Source organism: Paraburkholderia xenovorans, assembly GCF_046030735.1.
Lineage (GTDB): Bacteria > Pseudomonadota > Gammaproteobacteria > Burkholderiales > Burkholderiaceae > Paraburkholderia > Paraburkholderia xenovorans_A.
In genome coordinates this window covers 1-19,028 of record NZ_JAQQBV010000008.1, presented here as the reverse complement: position 1 = coordinate 19,028, position 19,028 = coordinate 1, and the positions used below count along the sequence as shown (strand labels likewise).

Below are 19,028 nucleotides of genomic sequence, written 5' to 3'. Positions count from 1 at the left end.
GAATTCACCAAGAGGATACCTCTTTAAAAACGATGCGTGCGCATCTAAAGCGAGCATTGAACGGCCAACCTTGGCCGACAGAGTCGATAACAATTCACGGATAGGAAATGAATATTTCAATCATATGGTCATATTCGACGCGACGATTTTTATGATCTGATCGATGCGTTTTTCAGCGGCGGATTTCGTTGGCATTATGCGAAGGGGCGGGCGGAACGGCGGCCCTATAAATGGCCGCTCAGAAACCGTCTGACAATTTTTAAACCATTTATTTTGAGATAGTTCCTATACTGTCGCCAAATTGTCAAATTCGCGGCTTTCGAAGATAACGGGGCGACGGCGCGGCAAGGCAATACAGAGCAGCAACGAGCGGCAACAAGCAGCAACGACAGCGAGCAGCCAACACAGATAAAGACCGGTAGCAACGGTAAGCGATAGCGAGGGGAAGGAAAGCAGGCGGGGCCAACCACTGCGCGGGCGAGACCAACAACCCGAACGTACGACTGAAGGCGCGTTTGAACGCCTACGCGTACGCGCAGAACCTGAGAGCGTGAAAGCATGGCCGGCGACCCCTATCGGCGCCCGGCCATGCCGGCTCGCCGTCCAGCACGGACGGCTGGTGTCCAGCAAGAGGGCGCCCGTTTTTCGATTATGATGATTTGGCCCCCTCGGCCGTCGGCGTGACAAGGTGGGCGGTTTGCGCCACATTTTGGGATGAGGTCGGGCCGCGCCGAAAGCGGCTTGAATGCAGGGTCCAATAATCGAATAGAGCGAAGCCGGAGAGGTAATCGGAAGCCAGATCGTCGGTGCTTGCGCCGTCATTCCTGGCCGTCTGCCGGCGAACCGGCCACTAGTTACGAAGGGCAATGTCGCGTTGCGGGGTGTTATGAGAATTGCAGTTCTGGATGATGATCCGGCGCAAGCCGACCTTGTGTGTCAGACGCTTTCGGCGTCGGGCCATATTTGTCACGCATACGGCGCGGGCCGTGAACTGGTGCGTCAACTGCGGCGCCAGACCTTCGATCTGCTCGTGCTCGACTGGAACGTGCCCGACATGTCCGGCGAAGAGGTGCTGCGCTGGGTTCGCGAAAGCCTGTCGGAGCGCTTGCCGGTGTTGTTCATGACGAGCCGTGGCGGGGAAACCGATATCACGTCGATCCTCAACATCGGCGCGGACGATTACATCGTCAAACCGGTCTCGGCGGCGGTACTGCTGGCGCGCGTCAGCTCGTTGCTGCGTCGTGCTTATCACCTGAAGCCGGCAGCGGTGAAGGAAGTGTTCGGCGAGTTCGAGTTCGATCTGAGCGCGAAACATGTGGTGGTGCGCGGCCAGATCGTGGCCGTCACGCAGAAAGAGTTCGAGTTGGCGCTCCTGCTGTTTCAGCACCTGAGCCGGCCGCTATCGCGCACGCATATCCTCGATGTGATCTGGAAGCAGGCCACCGACATTCCGTCGCGCACGATGGACACCCACGTGTCGATGCTGCGCAGCAAGCTGGGTCTGCGTCCCGAGCATGGTTACCGGCTGACGCCGATTTACGGTTACGGCTACCGGCTCGAGAGGATTGAAGCCGGGGCTTCGCAGGCCGCCGACGAAAGTCCCGCAACGGGGGACGCGTGACGCGTGCTCCGCAACCGGCCGCGCCAGTGCGGCGGGCCGGCTCCGTGCTCGTGGCGGCCAGCCTGATTGCGATGACGTGCTTCGCGTCGTCTTCGGTGGACGCGCATGCGTCGCGTTCGCCGAAGCCACGCCCGCAGACTACCGCGCCGGTCTACGTCGCGTATGTCACGCACGAAGGCGACACGCTGTATGAAATCGCCGGCCGTTATCTGCGCGACGCGGGCGATTGGGCCGTGCTCAGCCGTTTGAATCATGTGCCCGCGCCGCGTCGGATGCCGGCCGGTGTCGCGTTGCGTCTGCCGGCCGACAGGCTTCGGCAGGACCCGGAATCGGCGCGCGTGATCGCGACCAGCGGCCCGGTCGACCATGCATTCGGCAAGACGAAGACGCTTTATACGCCGCTGATCGACGGCACGACGCTTGGCGAAGGCGATCGCATTCGCACCGGTCCAAACGGTTTCGTCACGCTGGAGTTGGCGGATGGCTCGCATGTGTCGGTGTCGCAGGAAGGCGTGCTCGATATCGGCCGGCTGCGGCGCACGGTGCTGACCGGTTCGGCCGATCGCGTGCTGCAACTGCAGCGCGGTGAAGTGCAGAGCGAGGTCACGCACGCGACCCGCAAGGACGACCGCTTCCAGATCCGTTCGCCATCGGTGGTGGCGGGGGTGCGCGGCACGCATTTCAAGGTGGGTTACGACAGCGAAACCCGCGCCACGGCGGTCGAGGTGCTGGACGGCGCAGTCGGCGTCGACCCGCTCGCGAGCGACAAGGCCGACGCCGCGCCGCTGCCCGGCGTGCCGTTGCAGGCGTCCGCGCAGCTCGTCACCGCGCGCTTCGGCAATATCACGCGCGCGGGCGACGCGGTCGGCGCGCCGGTCGAATTGCTGCCCGCACCGGCGCTCGCCGCGCCGGCCAAAGTGCAGGACGGCAAGACGGTCGCCTTCGACCTGGTGCCGTCCGCGGGTGCCACGGCCTACCGCGTGCAGATCGCGCGCGACGCCGATCTGCTCGACCTGATCCGCGATTTGCGGGTGGGCGAGCCGCATGCGGACTTCGGCGACCTGGCCGATGGAACCTATTTCGTGCGCATCGCCGCGATCGACGCTCATGGACTCGAAGGCTTGCCGCAGGTCTACGGCTTCGAGCGGCGTCAGTTGGGCCTCACGGCATCGGCGGCGCCGCGCGCGGGCAGCCGCGATTTCGAATTCCGCTGGTTCGTCAGCCGTTCGACGGTCGAAACACGGTTTCGCTTCGTGCTGGCCACGACGGCCGATCTCGCTCATCCGCTCGTCGACCGTACGGATCTGACGGGCGGCCAACTGGCGGTCAGCGATCTGCCGGCCGGCGTCTACTATTGGACCATCGTCGCCGAGCAGTTCGAAAACGGCCGTTTCTATGAGAAGAGCAGCACCGTGCGCTCCTTTACGCTGGCGCGCTGACGCTGATAGATTGAGGGGCGCGAAGCGTTGAAGCAGCCAGACGCTGCCATACCCACGCGCCGCAAATAAACCCGCCACGCACTTCAGGGACCTCGTAACGTCTTGCCCAACACCTACTCGCGCCTGAGCCTCGATCCGCGCGCCCGTCTCGGACGGCGCGCCGGGCGCCGCTTCCTGTTCGAATGGGGGGCGCTGGGCTGTCTGGGAATCGTGGTGATCCTGCTCGGCTCGGTTGGCCTGCTGACCGCGAGCGTCGATTATCTGGTCTACGACGGCTTTCTGAGCCGGCGCGCGCAGCCGCCGCTGTCCGACATCGTGGTGCTCGAAATCGATAACGCCAGCGTCGCGCAACTCGGACGCTGGCCGTGGCCGCGCAGCGTCCATGCGCGGCTGCTCGAAAAGATCGCGAAGGCGAAACCGGCGGCCGTGGTGTACGACGTGCTTTTCACCGAAGCCAATCCGGACGACGCGGAACTCGCACGAGCCATTGCGCTGACCCCCACGTATTTGCCGATTCTGCTGGGGTCGCCCGATAGCCGGGGATACCGCGTCGCGGTCGAACCGGTGACGCCGCTCGCACGGGCAGCCGCGGGTCTCGGCCACATCAATCTGGAAGTGCACAGCGACGGCATCGTGCGCAGCGTCGCCCGGTTCGAGGGCGACGCCGGATCGAGCTGGCCGCAACTGATGGTGCCGGTCGCGCAGGCGGTCGAGCGCGGCACGTTGCAATTGAACGGACGCTCGCCCCTGTCGGCGGCCAGCGCCTCGGACGCTTCAGCCGTAGGCGGACTCGGAACGGCCGCTAAAGCTCCACCCCAAGCTCCACCCCAAGCCGCCCCCGCATCCGAAGACCGCTTCCTGATCCCATTCGGCTCGAACGCGCAAAGCTACACGAAGCTGAGTTTCGCGAGCGTCCTCGCGGGCGAGGTTCCCGAGGCCACGTTACGCGGGCGCATCGTGCTGATCGGCGTGACGGCGTCCGGCTTGTACGACCGCTTCGCGACGCCCGTGTCCGGCGAACTGGGGCCGCTGCCGGGCGTTTATATCCACGCGAACGTGCTCGACGCGCTGCTGACCGGCCGCGAGATCGAGCCGGTGCACCGGTGGTGGTCGTTCGTCGTTTCGCTCGTGCCGCTCGCCGCGCTGCTGGCGGGTTTTCTGGTGTTGTCGCCGCGCCGCTCGCTATTGCTGACCGGTGCGCTCTGCGCGCTCGCCGCGGCCGGCAGCGCAGCTTTGCTTTACGGATTGCGGCTGTGGATGTCGCCGGTGCCCGGGATCGTCGGCATGATCGTCGTGTATCCGATCTGGAACTGGCGGCGCCTCGAGATGACCGTCGCGTATCTGCGCGACGAATTGCAACGCCTCGCCGACGAACCGCATCTGCTGCCGCAAACGCCCCAGACGCCGGAGGGCGGCCGCGAGTTCGGCGGCGACGTGCTCGAGCAGCATATGGCGTTGATGGCGCAGGCGGCGCAGCGCGTGCAGGACATGAAGCGCTTCGTGTGGGACAGTCTGGACAGCGTGCCCGAACCGATTCTCGTGAGCGACGTACGCGGCATCGTGCTGATCGCCAATCATGCGGCGAAGGCGCATTTTGCGCGCCTCGGCGCGCCGCTGCCCGAGGGCCGGCCGATGCAGGCCGTGCTCGGGGGCCTCACGCTGGTCAAGACGATCGACCGGGGCGCGGCGTCCGACGCGGACAACAACCTGCTCGCGCACGCGCACTGGCCGGCGCTGCTCGATCCGGCGCACGGCGGGTTTGCCGCGCTGATGGCGCAGGGCGTCGAGGTGCGCGACGCCGACGGGCGCGATCATCTGCTGCGTTACGCGAACTGCACCAACGAGCAAGGTGTGACGACGGGATGGATCGCGGGTCTCGTCGACGTGTCGGCGTTGCATGCCGCCGAACGGCAACGCGAGGACGCACTGCGGCTGCTGTCGCACGATATGCGCTCGCCGCAGGCGTCGATCATCGCGCTGGTGGAGATTGAGCGCGCGCGCGGCGAATCGGCGCTCGCGCGCGGTCTGCTGGAGCGGATCGAACGCTATGCGCAGCGTGCACTGACGCTCGCCGACGACTTCGTGCAACTGGCGCGGGCCGAGTCGCAAACGTATGTGCTCGAGCCGGTAAGCCTCGCCGAACTGATCATCGACGCCAGCGACGAGGTCTGGCCGCAGGCGCACGCGAAGCGCATCACGCTGCACACCGAGGGCGACGCCGACGAGGGGCACTGGATCTGCGTGGATCGTTCGTTGATCACGCGCGCGCTCGTCAACATTCTGAACAACGCGATCAAGTACAGTCCGCCGGATACACGGATCACATGCAGTCTCGGCAGTTTGGGGACGGCGGCGTCTACGTCCAGGGCTGGGTCTGGGTCCGCGTCTGCGTCTGTTCCCCCGGCAATGCGTGTGTCCTGCACGATCCGCGACGAAGGTTACGGGATTCCGGAAGAGCGGCAGGCGGAGCTGTTCGAACGCTTCCGGCGCTTTCACGAGAAGGACCGGCCCGACGTGGGCGGTGCCGGGCTGGGTATGGCGTTCGTGAAGACCGTGGTGACGCGCCATGGCGGCGAAGTGCGCGTGGTCAGTGCGCCAGGCCAGGGAACGGCCTTTACGATCGATCTGCCGGCATGGGAGGACGCGCAAGCCGACGTTCCCGCGAAGCCGCATTGAAGATGCATGAAGCCGCGCGTCGGCAACTAAAAAAATCTGAATCAGCAAAGCAACCTGGCAACACGAGAGAGAAGATGGCGAAAGCGATACTGATCTGTGCCGCGCTGGTCGCGGCGAGTCTTACTGGCTGCGCCGGTTTGAACGCCGACGTGCATACCGCGCATCCTTCGGCCGCGCTGCAAGGCGAGCGTACCTATACGATCGCGCGGACGCCGTCGCAGGACGCCAGCGCGGATCATTCACAGTTCGAAGCGTTATTGCGCAATGAACTGTTGAAGCACGGTTTCGTCGTGTCGACGGACAAGCCCGCGCATTATTTGCTGTCGATCGCGTATGACACGCGGCCGGCAACGGTCGGCGTCACCGCGACGGACTGCGCGGGCGACGAGTGCGGCCGTCCAACGGCGCCGGCGCCGTCGTTTGCGTTGTTCGGCGGACGCGCTTACCAGCACGCGCTGAGCTTGCGTTTTTTCGAGCGGGCTAGTGGCGTCGAAGTCTACAAAGTGCGCGCGACGAGCAGCGATCGCGACGCCGATCCGCTGCACGCAATGCCGGTGCTGGTGAAAAGCGCGCTGGCGAAATTTCCATTCGATGCGCCGCCGGACTGGCGTGTGAAGCTGCGAGCCGACAAGACGGGCGGCGTACCGGACGTGGTCTCGGTGAAGCCGTTGCAGCCTTGAGGAATGCGGTCTTCAGCCGTGCGGTTCATCCGTGTCCGGCTTAACCGCTTGATCCGCTTGATCCGACTGATCCGGCCAGCGGTTCTCGAACACGCAGTCGGCGAGCGGCATGCGGGTCGCCCAGCGCTCGGTTTCGAGCATCGGCTCGTCGTAAAACCGGTCGACGTGACCGAGACACAGAATCGCGACCGGCCGCGCGCCTTCCGGCATCTGCAGCAATCGGCGCACCGCGTCGACATCGAATAGCGACACCCAGCCCATGCCCAGCCCTTCGGCGCGCGCAGCGAGCCACATGTTCTGGATCGCGCACGCCACCGACGCGAGGTCCATCTCCGGCAGCGTGCGGCGGCCGAACACATGCCGCTCGCGGCCGTCCATCAGTGCGATCACCAGCAGTTCGCCGCACTCCAGCATGCCTTCCACTTTCAGCTTCATGAACTCTTCGCGCCGCTTGCCGAGCGCGTCGGCGGTCGCCATGCGCTCGCTTTCGACGCTCGCGTGCAGCTCCGCGCGCAAGGCCGGATCGGTGACGCGCGCGATGCGCCACGGCTGCATATAACCGACGCTCGGCGCGTGATGCGCCGCGTCGAGCAGACGCTGTAGCACAGCAGGATCGACCGGGTCGCGCACGAAATGACGCATGTCGCGCCGCTCGTAAATCGCGCGGTAGACGGCGGCGCGCTCGGAGTCGTTAAAAGGCTTCGCCATGGAACAGGGCGGCCGCGAAGGCCGGGTTGGAGGGCCAATAAGCGTGCATGTAGGTCGCGACGATCGGGCCGGCGCGGTACACGGCCTCGCCCGGCGCATCGCTTTGCGCACGGGTGGCCGAGCGCAGCGGCGCGAGCGGCGTGATCAGTTTCGAGTAGTGGAAGGTGTGGCCGGTCATCGGACCGTGCAGGCCGTCGATCTGCTGCATGCCGAGCGCGGCGAAGCGGGTTTGCATGGTCGCGTGGCCGGGCAGCAGGCCGAGCATCGGTGTGGTCACGCCGCCGGTATCGGTGAGCTGGTCGAGCAGGTAGAGCATGCCGCCGCATTCGGCGACGACGGGTTTGTCCGCTGCGGCGTGCGCGCGGATCGTCGACGCGCTGTGCGTGTTGCGCGAGAGCGCCGCCGCATGCAACTCCGGGTAGCCGCCGGGCAGATAGAGCGCATCCGCTTCGGGCGGCACGGGCTCATCGGCGAGCGGCGAAAAATACGCGATGCGCGCGCCGAGCGCTTCAAGCAGCGTGACGTTCGCCGGGTAGATGAACGAGAACGCCGCGTCGCGCGCGATCGCAATGTGCTTGCCTTCCAGCAGACGCGACGGCACATCCGCCGGCAGCGCGCCGAATTCGACCGGCGGCGGCAGGTCGGCCAGTGCGGTGTGCGCGAGCGCATCGGCGGCGCGTTCGAGGCGCGCGTCGAGGTCGTCGATCTCCGCGGCTTGATGCAAGCCGAGATGGCGATCGGGCAATTCGATCGCGTCGTCGGCGGCGATGTGGCCGCACCAGCGCAACGTCGGCGGCAGCGCTTCGGCAAGCATCTGCGCGTGCCGCGCGGAGCCGACCCGATTGGCCAGCACGCCGTAAAACGGCACCTGTGGCCGGAATTGCGCGAGGCCGAACGCGACCGCGCCGAACGTCTGCGCCATCGCTTTTGCCGAGATCACCGCGAGCACGGGCACGCCGAACACGGTCGCGAGATCGGCGCTGCTCGGCGTGCCGTCGAACAGGCCCATCACGCCCTCGATCAGGATCAGGTCGGCCTCGGCCGCCGCTTGCGCCAGCAGCGCGCGGCAAGCGGCTTCGCCGACCATCCACAGATCCAGCGACAACACCGGCGCACCGCTCGCGCGCGCGAGAATCATCGGATCGAGAAAGTCCGGGCCGGTCTTGAACACGCGCACGCGCCGACCCTGGCGCCGGTGGTAGCGCGCGAGACCCGCGGTGATCGTGGTCTTGCCTTGACCCGATGCCGGCGCGCTGATGAAGAGCGCCGGGCACGAGCCGATGGAAGCGCGCTCGGACGATCCGCTCATTGCGTCAGAACTCCACGCCGGCTTGCGCTTTCACGCCTTGCTCGCGATACGGATGCTTGACGATCCGCATTTCGGTGACGAGGTCGGCGGCTTCGATCAACGCGTCGGGCGCGTGACGGCCGGTCACCACCACGTGCAGCATGTCGGCGCGCGCATTGATGACCGCGAGCACTTCGTCGAGCGGCAGGTATTCGTATTTCAGCACGGTGTTCAGTTCGTCGAGGATCACCATCTGATAGTCGCCGCTTTCGATCATCCGGCGCGCTTCGTCCCAGCCTTTGCGGGCGGTGGCGATGTCGGCGTCGCGATTCTGCGTGTTCCAGGTGTAGCCGTCGCCCATCGTCACGAAATCGCAGTGGGCGATCGCGCCGAGAAAATCGCGCTCCGACGTATGCAGCGCGCCCTTGATGAACTGCACGACGCCGAGACGCATGCCGTGCCCGAGCACTCGCACGGCCATGCCGAACGCGGCGGTGGTCTTGCCCTTGCCCGTGCCGGTGTTGACGATCAGCAGACCCTTTTCGAGCGTGGCGGCGGCCTGCTTTTTCTCGTGGCCTTCGCGGCGGCGCTCGGTCATGCGTTGATGCGATTCGGGATCGGTCTTCATGGACGGTCCTGTGTTGGGGTGTGAATGGATTCGAAGCCGGTGCGAACGGGCGACGCGATCGCCACCGCCGCCGTGACGCCATCGAGTATCGTCTTGCGCACGATCAACCTCGCGTCCGGCGTGCCCAGCTTGCTCGCGGCGAGCAACGCGCAGGGTTCGCACACGCCGTCGACGCCGAGATGTTCGCGTGCGGCCGCCGAGGGTGCCGTCGCCGCGCGAGGCAACGCAGCGATCTGCTCGCGGCTGAACGTTTCCAACGGCAACGCGTGACGCGCACAAAATTCGCGCAAGCCGGGCTCGTCGGCTTTCAGATCGACGGTGGCAATCGTGGCGATGTCGGCAACGCCGAGCGGGTCGCCGTCATTGTCGCAAGTGCCCAGCGCCGCGCGCACGGCGGCTTCGATCTGCGCGGCGGAGCAGTTCTGCCGGCAACCGATGCCGACGCTCAACGTCTTCATCGCGTGAAATCCGTGTCGGGGTGAAGCGTCGCGTCAGCGGCTTGCGTGGAAACCGCCTGCGCCAAAGCCAGCGACGCCACACCGCCGATCACGACGATCGCCGGCGACCCGAGCCCGGCGCTTGCCACCGCCTGCGAGAACTCGCCGAGCCGGGCAAGCGCATGACGTTGTTCGGGACGCGTCGCCGATTCGATCGCCGCGCACGGCGTGTCGGCGCTCATGCCGGCTGCGAGCAACGCGCCGGCGATATCGCCGAGCCGCCGCATGCCCATATAGATCACGAGCGTCATCCGCGTGGCGACGAGCGCGTGCCAGTCCGGTTCGGCGCTGCCCGCCCCGTGACCGGTGACGAATACGACGCCTTGCGCGTGATCGCGATGCGTGACCGGAATGCCGATCGCCGCCGGCGCCGCGATGCCCGCAGTAATCCCGTTGACGACTTCCACGTCGATGCCCGCTTCATGCAGCGCCTGCTGTTCTTCGCCGCCGCGGCCGAACACGAACGGATCGCCGCCTTTCAAACGCGCGACGCTGCGCCCGGCCCGCAGATGATCGAGCATCATCGCGACAATACCGGCCTGCGGCGTCGACGGATGGCCGCCGCGTTTGCCGACGTACACCACCAGCGCATCGGCGCGCGCGAATTGCAGCACGTCCGGATTCACCAGATCGTCGACCAGCACCACATCCGCTTGAGCGAGCGCGCGGGTGGCCTTGAGCGTCATCAGTTCGACGTCGCCGGGGCCCGCGCCGATCAGCCACGCGCGGCTCATCGCGACGTGCATGGCGCGCGCCATGTGATGACAGCGGGGAAGAGGGCGGCCGTGAAGACGGCCCATTGAGCATCAGAGGTCATGCGGCGCTACAAATATCCGTTTTACTGCACAGGCGAACGCCTGTGCGGGGCACCAAATGCGCGCACGATAGCACACGGCACGCGTTCCCAGCACCCCGGACAAGCACCCGCATGCCCCGTGTTTCCTTGACGGCACGGGGCTGCGCGCCTAAACTCGCACGCACTTTGGTGCACGTCCGCGCGCTTGCGCGCGGGCGGTTAAACGGGAAACAGGGGCTCTTCTTTCGCGGATGAGTCAACCTGTGCTGCCCCCGCAACGGTAAGCGAAAAGCGGTGTCTGGATGCGTTGTTCAGCGCCGCGGAGCCGGCTTCGATGTCCACGCGCAAGGCCGCGTCGGCATATCACCACTGGGCGAGAAATCACTCGCCCGGGAAGGGGAAGCGGCGCTTTCGCCAGCCCGGATACCGGCCAGAGAAGCAATGACGAACGCCGCGGGGATGCGGCGTCGCGTTCATGACCTCATTCTCGTTTTCTGTTGCCGCGGCAACGCTGTTCTTCGTCCCCGTGTTCGTCAATGTGCCGGCTTAGCAATGCGCACGATAGACGACACACGGACGCGGACCGGCCACTCCTACGGATGGACCCACGATGCAAACTCAAATGCGCAAGATTCCCGTCACCATCGTCACGGGCTTTCTCGGCAGCGGCAAGACCACGCTGCTGCGGCATATTCTTCAGCATGCGGGCGGCAAGCGCATCGCGGTGATCGTCAACGAGTTCGGCGAACTCGGCATCGACGGCGAAATCCTGAAAGGCTGCGGCATCGGCTGCGATGAAAACGGCGTCGAGACTGAAGGGCAATTGTATGAACTCGCGAACGGATGCCTGTGCTGCACCGTGCAGGAAGAGTTCTTTCCGGTGATGGAAAAGCTCGTCGAACGTCGCGGGCAGATCGATCACGTGCTGATCGAAACCTCGGGCCTCGCATTGCCGAAGCCACTCGTGCAGGCGTTCAACTGGCCGCAAATCAAGAACAGCTTCACCGTCGACGCGGTGGTCACCGTCGTGGACGGTCCCGCTGCGGCGAGCGGCCAGTTCGCGGAGAACCCGGTCGCCGTGGATGCGCAGCGCAAGGCCGATCCGAATCTGGATCACGAGTCGCCGCTGCACGAACTGTTCGAAGACCAGTTGTCCGCCGCCGATCTGGTGATCCTGAACAAGACCGATTTGCTCGATGACGAAGCGCAGAGCGCGGTCGAAAAGCTGATTCGCGAAGAGATTCCGGCGCAGGTGAAGATCGTGCGCTCGCACATGGGCCAGCTCGATCTGCCTACGCTGCTCGGTCTCGAAGCGGCGTCGGAAGAAACGATCCATCTGCGCCACGACCACCACGGTTCCGCTGAAGACGCCGATCATCACCACGACGAATTCGATTCGGTGGTGGTGCACGCGAGCGCGCCTTCGCGCGAAGCGGTGATCGCCGCGCTGCAAACGCTCGTCGAAACGAACACGATCTATCGCGTGAAGGGCTTTGCCGCGCTGCCGGGCGCGGCGATGCGCCTCGTGATTCAGGGCGTGGGCCGTCGCTTCGACAGCTATTTCGATCGACGCTGGCAGGCGGACGAAAAAGCAGGCGACGCATTGCAAAGCCGCTTCGTGCTGATCGGCGAAGATCTCGATCAGCCCGCGCTGCAACGCGCGTTCGACGCCGCGTTGAACGTGCCGTCGGCCGCCGCCGTGCAACAGGCGTAAGCGGCCATGCATCTGCTGCGCACGACGCCGGGCGGTTTTGTCGACGACACGCAAGGCGTGATCCGCATCGATCAGCAGCCCGCCGAGATCGTCGTGCTCAGTTCCGCGGACACCACGCTGTCGTTGCTCGCGAGCGTGGTGCCGCGCCTCGGCGACGGTTTTCCGAGCCTGCGTCTCGCGAACGTGACGTATCTGCGGCAACCGGCATCGGTCGATTTTTACGTCGAAGACGTGTTGCAGCATGCGCGCGTCGTGGTGGTCGATCATCTTGGCGGCGAAGCATACTGGCCGTACGGGATCGAGCAGGTCGTCGCGCTCGCCGAGCGCAAACAGCAGACGCTGGCGATGTTCTCCGGCGATCTGCAGGAAGATCCCAACCTGCTCGCGCGCAGCACCGCCGACGCCGATCTGTGTCATCAACTGTGGCGCTATCTGCGCGAAGGCGGTCCGCAAAATGCCGAGGCGTTCTTGCGCTGCATCGCGTTCCGTCAGTTCGGCTGGGGGCGCGAGCCTGCGCCGCCGCGCGCGTTGCCGGCCGCGACGCTTTACCATCCGCAGCACGATACGCCGACCATGGCCGACTGGCAGGCGCGTTGGCGTGAAGGCGCGCCTGTCGCCGCGATTCTGTTTTATAAGGCGCATTTGCAGGCGGCCAATACGGTCGTGTTCGACGCGCTGATCGACGCACTCGAAGCACAGGGTCTGAATCCGCTGCCGATCGCGATCACATCGCTCAAAGACGCACTGAGTCGCGACGTCGTGCAGCAGTTGTGCGCGCAACATGACGTCGCGCTGGTGCTGAACACGACAGCGTTCGCCGCGTCCGCGATCGACGACCCCGAACCGCTCGCGCTCGCCGGCGATGCGCCGGTCATGCAGGTGATTCTGAGCGGCGGCAATCGCGACGACTGGGTCAAAGACAATCAGGGGCTCAACTCGCGCGATATCGCGATGCATATAGCGCTGCCCGAAGTGGACGGCCGCATCATCACGCGGGCGATCAGCTTCAAAGGTCTTGCGTATCGTTGTCCGCACACGCAGGTCGACGTCGTACGCTATCAGCCGGATCTCGAACGTGTCGGTTTTCTCGCTGAGTTGAGCCGGCGCTGGTGCCGTCTGCGCACGCTCGATAACGCGCAGAAAAAAGTCGCACTGATTCTCGCGAACTATCCGATGAGCGAAGGGCGGATCGGCAATGGCGTGGGGCTCGATACGCCGGCTTCGGTGGTCGGCATTCTGTCGATGCTGCAGGCCGAAGGCTATCGGCTCGACGAGCTTCCCGCGGACGGCGACGCGTTATTGAAGAAACTGACCGAAGGCGTGACCAACGATCCGGTGGTGCGCGATTTGCGGCCGGCATTGCAAAGCCTCGCGCTCGACGACTATCTCGCGTATTTCTCACGGCTTCCCGTTGAAGTCCGCGACGCGCTGAATGCGCGTTGGGGCACGCCCGATCAGGACCCGACGTTGCGGCGCGGCCGCTTCATGATTGCGGGCTGGCGCTGCGGCCAGGTGTTCGTCGGCATTCAGCCGTCGCGCTCGCGCGAGCAAGGCGACTACGCGAGCTATCACGACGCCGAACTCGTGCCGCCGCATGCTTATCTGGCGTTCTATTTCTGGCTGCGTCATCAGTTCGGTATCGACGCGGTGGCGCACGTCGGCAAGCATGGCAACCTCGAATGGCTGCCGGGCAAAAGCGTCGCGTTGAGCGATGCCTGCTGGCCCGATCTGATTCTCGGGCCGATGCCGCATCTGTACCCGTTCATCGTCAACGATCCGGGCGAGGGCAGCCAGGCGAAGCGCCGTGCGCAGGCGGTGATCATCGATCATCTGATGCCGCCGCTCACGCGTGCCGAAAGCTATGGGCCGTTGCAGGATCTCGAACGCCAGGTCGACGAATACTATGAGGCGCTGATGGTCGACCCACGCCGTGCGAAGCTGCTGCGGCGCACGATTCTCGCGACGATCGTCGAACATCGTTTGCATGAGGAGTTGAGTCTCGACAAACCCACGGGCGAAGACGACGAAGACGTGCTGCTCACGCGAGTCGATGCGTGGTTGTGCGAGTTGAAGGAAGCGCAGATTCGCGATGGGTTGCACACGTTCGGACAGTCGCCGGCAGGGGTTCAGCGGCGCGATACGTTGCTGGCGCTGGGGCGGTTTCCGGTCGGCGACGGACAGGGTGGCAAGGCCGGCCTGATCGATGCATTGGCGCGCGATCTGCGGATCGATCATCTGTTCGATCCGTTGTCGGTGGATTGGTCCGCGGTGTGGGAAGGTCCGCGGCCGGATCTGTTGCAGCGGGTCAGCGATGCACCGTGGCGGCATTGCGGCGATACGCGCGAGCGTCTGGAGCTGCTGGCGGCCGACATGTTGCGCGAGGTGTGCGGCGATGCTGCCGGCGCTTCAACCGTCGTGGCGGAGAACTTGCCGCAAGCCGAACGCGTGATCGAGCGTTTGCGCGATGACATTCTGCCGCGGCTCGACGCGTGCGGTCCGCAGGAAATGCGCAACCTCAAACGCGGCCTCGAAGGGCGCTTCGTGCCGCCGGGACCAAGCGGCTCGCCGTCGCGCGGCCGCCCGGACGTGCTGCCTACCGGCCGCAATTTCTATTCGGTCGACACGCGCGCGATCCCGACTCAGGCGGCGTGGTCGCTCGGTTTGAAATCGGCGCAGCAACTGATCGAACGTCATTTGCAGGAGAAGGGCGACTATCCGCGCGCGATCGGCCTTTCGGTTTGGGGTACCGCGACGATGCGCACCGGCGGCGACGATATTGCGCAGGCGCTTGCGTTGCTCGGTGTGCGGCCGAAATGGGCACCGGGCAGTCATCGCGTGACCGACTTCGAAATCATGCCGATCGAAGTATTCGACCGTCCGCGTATCGACGTGACGTTGCGCGTGTCCGGTTTCTTCCGCGATGCGTTCGCGAACGTGATGCATCTGTTCGATGCCGCCGTGCAGGCTGTAGCCGAACTCGACGAGCCCGAAGATCTGAATCCGATTCGCGCGCGCGTGCTGCGCGAACGCGACGCGTTGATCGCGGGCGGCATGGACGCGGCCGAGGCGCGCAAACGCGCCGGCTGGCGCGTGTTCAGTGCGCGGCCCGGCGCGTATGGCGCGGGTCTGCAGGACATGATCGACTCGCGGCAATGGCAAACCGATGCCGATCTCTCGAACGCGTATCAGGCCTGGGGCGGTTATGCATACACGCAGAAAAGCGCCGGCGTGGAAGCGCGCGACGCTTTCGGCGTACGTCTCGCCGCGATGGACGTGGTGCTGCAGAACCAGGACAACCGCGAACACGATCTGCTCGATTCGAACGACTACTATCAGTTTCAAGGCGGCATGGTCGCGGCCGTGCGACATCTCGCGGGCAATCAGCCGAACGTGTATCACGCCGATCACAGCAATCCGGCCGCGCCGCGGGTGCGCACGCTGCATGAAGAGATCGCGCGCGTGATCCGGTCGCGCGTGGTCAATCCGAAATGGCTCGACGGCGTGAAGCGTCACGGCTATAAGGGCGCAGCGGAAATTGCGGCGACCGTCGACTATCTATACGGCTACGATGCGACCGCGCGGGTGATTGCGGATCATCAATATGCGCTCGTCGCCGACGCTTATCTGAACGACGCCGACACGCGCGAGTTCATGCAGCGGCACAATCCTCATGCGCTGCATTCGGTCTGTGAGCGTTTGCTCGAAGCGATGCAGCGCGGCTTGTGGCAAGCGCCGGGCGACTATCGCTCGCAAGTGGAGCAGCATCTGCTCGCGAGCGAGCAACGGATCGAAGGAATGCAGATATGAACACAGTGACGCAGCGGCCTGCTTTTCCGTTTGCCGCATTGATCGGTCAGACGCCGTTGCAGCAGGCGCTTCTGCTTGCGGCAATCGATCCTGGTCTCGGCGGCGTGCTCGTTAGCGGCCCGCGCGGCACGGCGAAATCGACGGCGGCGCGTGCGCTCGCCGAGTTGTTGCCCGAAGGCCAGTTGGTGAACCTGCCGCTCGGCGCAAGCGAGGATCGTCTGATCGGCACGCTCGATATCGAAACCGTGCTGCGCGATGGATCGGTGCGTTTCTCGCCGGGCTTGCTCGCGAAGGCGCATCGCGGCGTGTTGTATGTCGACGAGGTGAATCTGTTGCCGGACGCGCTCGTCGATGCGTTGCTCGATGCTGCGGCGAGCGGCGTGAATACCGTCGAGCGCGACGGTGTGTCGCATAGTCATGAAGCGAGCTTCGTGTTGATCGGCACGATGAATCCGGAAGAGGGTGAGTTGCGCCCGCAACTGATCGACCGCTTTGGATTGATGGTCGAGCTACAGAATTGTTTCGACGCGCAGGTGCGTCAGCAGATCGTGAAGGCACGGCTGGCGTTCGATCTCGATTCCGTTGCGTTTCGTGCTGAATATGCACCGCAGCAGGAGGCTTACGAAGAGCGGATTCGCGCGGCGCGCGCAGCATTGCCCGCACTGACATTCGACGAGTCCGTGCATGCGCATGTCAGCGCGCTTTGCATCGCGGCGGCCGTGGACGGACTGCGCGCCGATCTGGTGATGCTGCGTGCGGCGCGGGCGTTGGCCGCGCTCGAGCAGGCGGCGGCTGTCACGATCGGGCATGTCGAGCGTGTCGCCGAGGCGGTATTGAGGCATCGACGACACGATGATCGCGGCGCGAGTGAGAGTCAGGCGCCGCAACAGGCTTCTGGCGAAGGCGGTGAGCCGTCAGCGGCGCGCGAGTCTGTGAACTTTGCCGCCGAGCATGCCGGCGAGAGCGATTGGGGCTATCTGCCGCCGCAGTCCACGGGTGTCGCGCAGGTCAAAGGCGTGATCCCGCTCAACACAAAAAAACGCTGAGCCATCGGAAGGGCGCCGCCGCTGACTCGCGCAGCGGTTTTCGATGGCGGCAAGCTGGGGGCGCAGGTTCTCGCGATCGTCTGCAAGGCATGCCGGGCAAGCGCATCGCATGGCCGCTCACGCTGGCGGCGATGCGTCAGCGGAAGTTAAACGCGGAACACTTGCGGTTCGTGCGTGAAGTCCCGCGAGGCGGAGTGTTGCACTGCTTCGTGCTCGATTGTTCGGGGTCGATGCTCGCGGGCCAACGCCTTGCGCTCGCCAAAGGGTTGCTGAGCGCGTTGTTCGACCGCGCTAGCAGCACGCGCGCCGAGGCCGCGCTGGTCTGTTTCGGCGGCGCCGGTGCGGACTTGCGCTTCGGTCCCGCAGTGCCGCGCTGGTGGAACGAGCGATGGTTGCGGCCGGTGGGTGGCGGAGGCGGGACGCCGCTTGCGTCCGGCGTGAAGCGCGCGGCGCAATTGCTGGAGCAAAGCGCGCGGCGTAAGCCGGCACAGCAGCGCTGGCTGTGGATTCTGACCGACGGTCGCAGCGGCGACCAGCCTGCGCGTCCCGTCGATGCGGACGAGATCGTGTTCGTCGACTTCGAGCGCGAGACGATACGGCTGGGACGTTGCGAAGCGCTGGCCAGCGCGTGGGGCGCGGCGTATTTCACGCCGGAAGAACTGATTCGCTAAGCGGCGCGCCATGAGCTATTGCACGCTTATTTCAGTCCATTGGACCAATAGAGCACGTCGTCCTGGCGGTCGAACACGAAGACCTTCATCGCCATCTGCTGCGCGCCGTCGAGTTGGTCGAGCTCGATGCCATGAACAGTCGGCTCGCCCTGCGCGCCGGGTTTCTGCACATTACGAATCACCGCGGTGGTTTCGATCTCGCTGTCCAGATCCGTCGATTGCAAACGGAATGCGATACGCAGACGCTCGCCCACCGCGCCCAGCGTCCACGACGCGCTCAGCGACATGCCGACCGCGCTGACGCCCTTTGCAAGCCCGAGACCCTCGTACGAGTTACCCGTTTCGCCGATGCCGAAGCGAACCGGGAGGTGCGAGCGCACGCGGATCGATTTGCGCTCGCGCAGGCGGCGGATCACGCCGGGTTTCGATAGCACGACATAGTCGAACGGCGAGCGGCAAATAGCCTCGACGGTGCAGACGAAGCGGAATACCGCCTGGCTCGCAATAGCGACGATTTCGATGTTCTCGCCGAGGCCGAGCTGAACCATGCGGCCTTCGTGCAGTGGCGGAGTGATGAAGAGCGCCTGATTCGGCGCGAATCCGATGATGCGGCATGGATGCATGGGCGCACCGCTGCCAAGTTGCGCACGGATTCCGATCAGCGCACCAATGGTCAGGTGCATGTCCTTGAGCGCGAGGTTGCCAGTGGGTTCGACCGGCTCCGAGGCAGCGGGCTCCTTATTCGATGTGGCTTCCAGCAGGTCGCCGCGCTGCGGTTTGAAGTTGTCGAACAGGAATTTGCGCTCGTCCGTGGTCGCCAGAATGGCGCCGCTCGCGAACAGTAGCGTGCCGTCCGGGGCGGTTATCGGCCATTCCAGCGGCGTACCTACCGGCACGGCATCGATGCTTAATGTCGCCGACGCGGCTTCCGGCGTCGACTCCGCGACTGAGGCTTCTATTGTTTTTTCCATTGTCGGCTGTGAGATAAGTAGCGGGATAACCTTGCTTACGGCCGTGAAAGGTTATGGCTTTAGCTTTTTACCGATCTTATCGAAAGAGGCGCTTCTTTGTTGGTTGGCTTTGGCGATAGATGTGTATTGCATCGATCATCGACTAACAAATCGGCTTGTGAGTACTTTTAAGAATTAGTTCGGTTGACTAAACAAATAAAGTGTCGCGGCGAGTCTGATGCTTTTTTAAGCGCCGCAATCTTTCTGAAAATAATTGCGCAATTGGGGTTGACGGGGTGCGTACCGCATCGCATAATTCGCCTCCCGTTTGATGACGGACGCGAAGAAAGCAGAGCTTCCAAGCGATTGATCTTTAAAAATTAACAGTCGATAAGTGTGGGCGCTTGATGCGCGATGCGGCGGTGGGCTCTTAGGAGTCTGCTGCATAAAGCAGAAGTATCAAGTCTCACACAGTAATGAAAGGAAGGTTTGGTCATCGAGAGATGG

14 protein-coding genes and 1 riboswitch are annotated in these 19,028 nt (G+C 64.6%); of the genes, 8 read left to right on the top strand and 6 right to left on the bottom strand.

The annotated features are described in order from the left end of the window. Positions 1-886: 886 nt before the first annotated feature. The 4 genes from PQQ51_RS09755 to PQQ51_RS09740 all read left to right on the top strand — a co-directional run bounded on the left by PQQ51_RS09755 (position 887) and on the right by PQQ51_RS09740 (position 6,416). A complete protein-coding gene (locus PQQ51_RS09755; RefSeq protein WP_408496567.1) occupies positions 887-1,621 on the top strand; it encodes a response regulator transcription factor in 735 nt (244 codons plus the stop codon). Continuing rightward, complete coding sequence (locus PQQ51_RS09750; RefSeq protein WP_408496566.1) at positions 1,618-3,060, top strand: FecR domain-containing protein; 1,443 nt, start codon at positions 1,618-1,620, stop codon at positions 3,058-3,060. The genes PQQ51_RS09755 and PQQ51_RS09750 overlap by 4 nt, the downstream gene beginning before the upstream one ends. A gap of 102 nt (positions 3,061-3,162) precedes the next feature. Next, positions 3,163-5,736: a CHASE2 domain-containing protein gene (locus PQQ51_RS09745; RefSeq protein WP_408496565.1), complete on the top strand. Its 2,574-nt coding sequence runs from the start codon at positions 3,163-3,165 to the stop codon at positions 5,734-5,736. A gap of 74 nt (positions 5,737-5,810) precedes the next feature. After that, on the top strand, positions 5,811-6,416 hold the full coding sequence (locus tag PQQ51_RS09740; RefSeq protein WP_408496564.1) for a DUF4136 domain-containing protein: 606 nt from the start codon (positions 5,811-5,813) through the stop codon (positions 6,414-6,416). 12 nt (positions 6,417-6,428) lie between these two features. Here the strand turns inward: PQQ51_RS09740 and bluB are convergent, their stop codons facing one another. The 5 genes from bluB to cobA are packed head-to-tail and all read right to left on the bottom strand — an operon-like array spanning position 6,429 to position 10,271. Continuing rightward, positions 6,429-7,124, bottom strand: coding sequence for a 5,6-dimethylbenzimidazole synthase (gene bluB, locus PQQ51_RS09735; RefSeq protein ID WP_408496563.1), 696 nt, complete (start codon positions 7,122-7,124; stop codon positions 6,429-6,431). Continuing rightward, on the bottom strand, positions 7,108-8,406 hold the full coding sequence (locus PQQ51_RS09730; RefSeq protein ID WP_408496738.1) for a cobyrinic acid a,c-diamide synthase CobB: 1,299 nt from the start codon (positions 8,404-8,406) through the stop codon (positions 7,108-7,110). The genes bluB and PQQ51_RS09730 overlap by 17 nt, the downstream gene beginning before the upstream one ends. 31 nt (positions 8,407-8,437) lie before the next feature. Beyond that, positions 8,438-9,040: a cob(I)yrinic acid a,c-diamide adenosyltransferase gene (gene cobO, locus PQQ51_RS09725; protein ID WP_408496562.1), complete on the bottom strand. Its 603-nt coding sequence runs from the start codon at positions 9,038-9,040 to the stop codon at positions 8,438-8,440. Continuing rightward, positions 9,037-9,498, bottom strand: a complete 462-nt coding sequence (locus PQQ51_RS09720; RefSeq protein ID WP_408496561.1) for a cobalamin biosynthesis protein — start codon at positions 9,496-9,498, stop codon at positions 9,037-9,039. Before PQQ51_RS09720 ends, cobO begins: the two co-directional genes overlap by 4 nt. Beyond that, positions 9,495-10,271: a uroporphyrinogen-III C-methyltransferase gene (cobA, locus tag PQQ51_RS09715; protein ID WP_408496737.1), complete on the bottom strand. Its 777-nt coding sequence runs from the start codon at positions 10,269-10,271 to the stop codon at positions 9,495-9,497. Before cobA ends, PQQ51_RS09720 begins: the two co-directional genes overlap by 4 nt. Before the next feature lie 232 nt (positions 10,272-10,503). Next, positions 10,504-10,782, top strand: a riboswitch (cobalamin riboswitch). Between the two features lie 161 nt (positions 10,783-10,943). Here cobA and cobW point away from each other — a divergent pair. From cobW to PQQ51_RS09695, 4 genes are all read left to right on the top strand, one after another. Beyond that, positions 10,944-12,047, top strand: a complete 1,104-nt coding sequence (cobW, locus tag PQQ51_RS09710) for a cobalamin biosynthesis protein CobW (RefSeq protein WP_408496560.1) — start codon at positions 10,944-10,946, stop codon at positions 12,045-12,047. A gap of 6 nt (positions 12,048-12,053) precedes the next feature. Further along, positions 12,054-15,854, top strand: a complete 3,801-nt coding sequence (gene cobN / locus PQQ51_RS09705; RefSeq protein ID WP_408496559.1) for a cobaltochelatase subunit CobN — start codon at positions 12,054-12,056, stop codon at positions 15,852-15,854. After that, on the top strand, positions 15,851-16,900 hold the full coding sequence (locus PQQ51_RS09700; RefSeq protein ID WP_408496558.1) for a magnesium chelatase ATPase subunit I: 1,050 nt from the start codon (positions 15,851-15,853) through the stop codon (positions 16,898-16,900). The genes cobN and PQQ51_RS09700 overlap by 4 nt, the downstream gene beginning before the upstream one ends. A gap of 89 nt (positions 16,901-16,989) precedes the next feature. Then, on the top strand, positions 16,990-17,571 hold the full coding sequence (locus PQQ51_RS09695; protein WP_408496557.1) for a vWA domain-containing protein: 582 nt from the start codon (positions 16,990-16,992) through the stop codon (positions 17,569-17,571). 26 nt (positions 17,572-17,597) lie between these two features. On the opposite strand, the gene PQQ51_RS09690 is transcribed toward PQQ51_RS09695, so the two are convergent. Beyond that, positions 17,598-18,542 (bottom strand): flagellar brake protein, encoded by a 945-nt coding sequence (locus PQQ51_RS09690; protein ID WP_408496556.1) that lies wholly within the window; start codon positions 18,540-18,542, stop codon positions 17,598-17,600. Between the last annotated feature and the right edge of the window lie 486 nt (positions 18,543-19,028).

Coding starts and splice junctions, on each gene's coding strand:
- PQQ51_RS09755 (WP_408496567.1), top strand. CDS start 887: ATGAGAATTGCAGTTCTGGATGATGATCCGGCGCAAGCCGACCTTGTG.
- PQQ51_RS09740 (WP_408496564.1), top strand. CDS start 5,811: ATGGCGAAAGCGATACTGATCTGTGCCGCGCTGGTCGCGGCGAGTCTT.
- bluB (WP_408496563.1), bottom strand. CDS start 7,124: ATGGCGAAGCCTTTTAACGACTCCGAGCGCGCCGCCGTCTACCGCGCG.
- cobO (WP_408496562.1), bottom strand. CDS start 9,040: ATGAAGACCGATCCCGAATCGCATCAACGCATGACCGAGCGCCGCCGC.
- PQQ51_RS09720 (WP_408496561.1), bottom strand. CDS start 9,498: ATGAAGACGTTGAGCGTCGGCATCGGTTGCCGGCAGAACTGCTCCGCC.
- cobA (WP_408496737.1), bottom strand. CDS start 10,271: ATGAGCCGCGCGTGGCTGATCGGCGCGGGCCCCGGCGACGTCGAACTG.
- cobW (WP_408496560.1), top strand. CDS start 10,944: ATGCAAACTCAAATGCGCAAGATTCCCGTCACCATCGTCACGGGCTTT.
- cobN (WP_408496559.1), top strand. CDS start 12,054: ATGCATCTGCTGCGCACGACGCCGGGCGGTTTTGTCGACGACACGCAA.
- PQQ51_RS09700 (WP_408496558.1), top strand. CDS start 15,851: ATGAACACAGTGACGCAGCGGCCTGCTTTTCCGTTTGCCGCATTGATC.
- PQQ51_RS09695 (WP_408496557.1), top strand. CDS start 16,990: ATGCCGGGCAAGCGCATCGCATGGCCGCTCACGCTGGCGGCGATGCGT.
- PQQ51_RS09690 (WP_408496556.1), bottom strand. CDS start 18,542: ATGGAAAAAACAATAGAAGCCTCAGTCGCGGAGTCGACGCCGGAAGCC.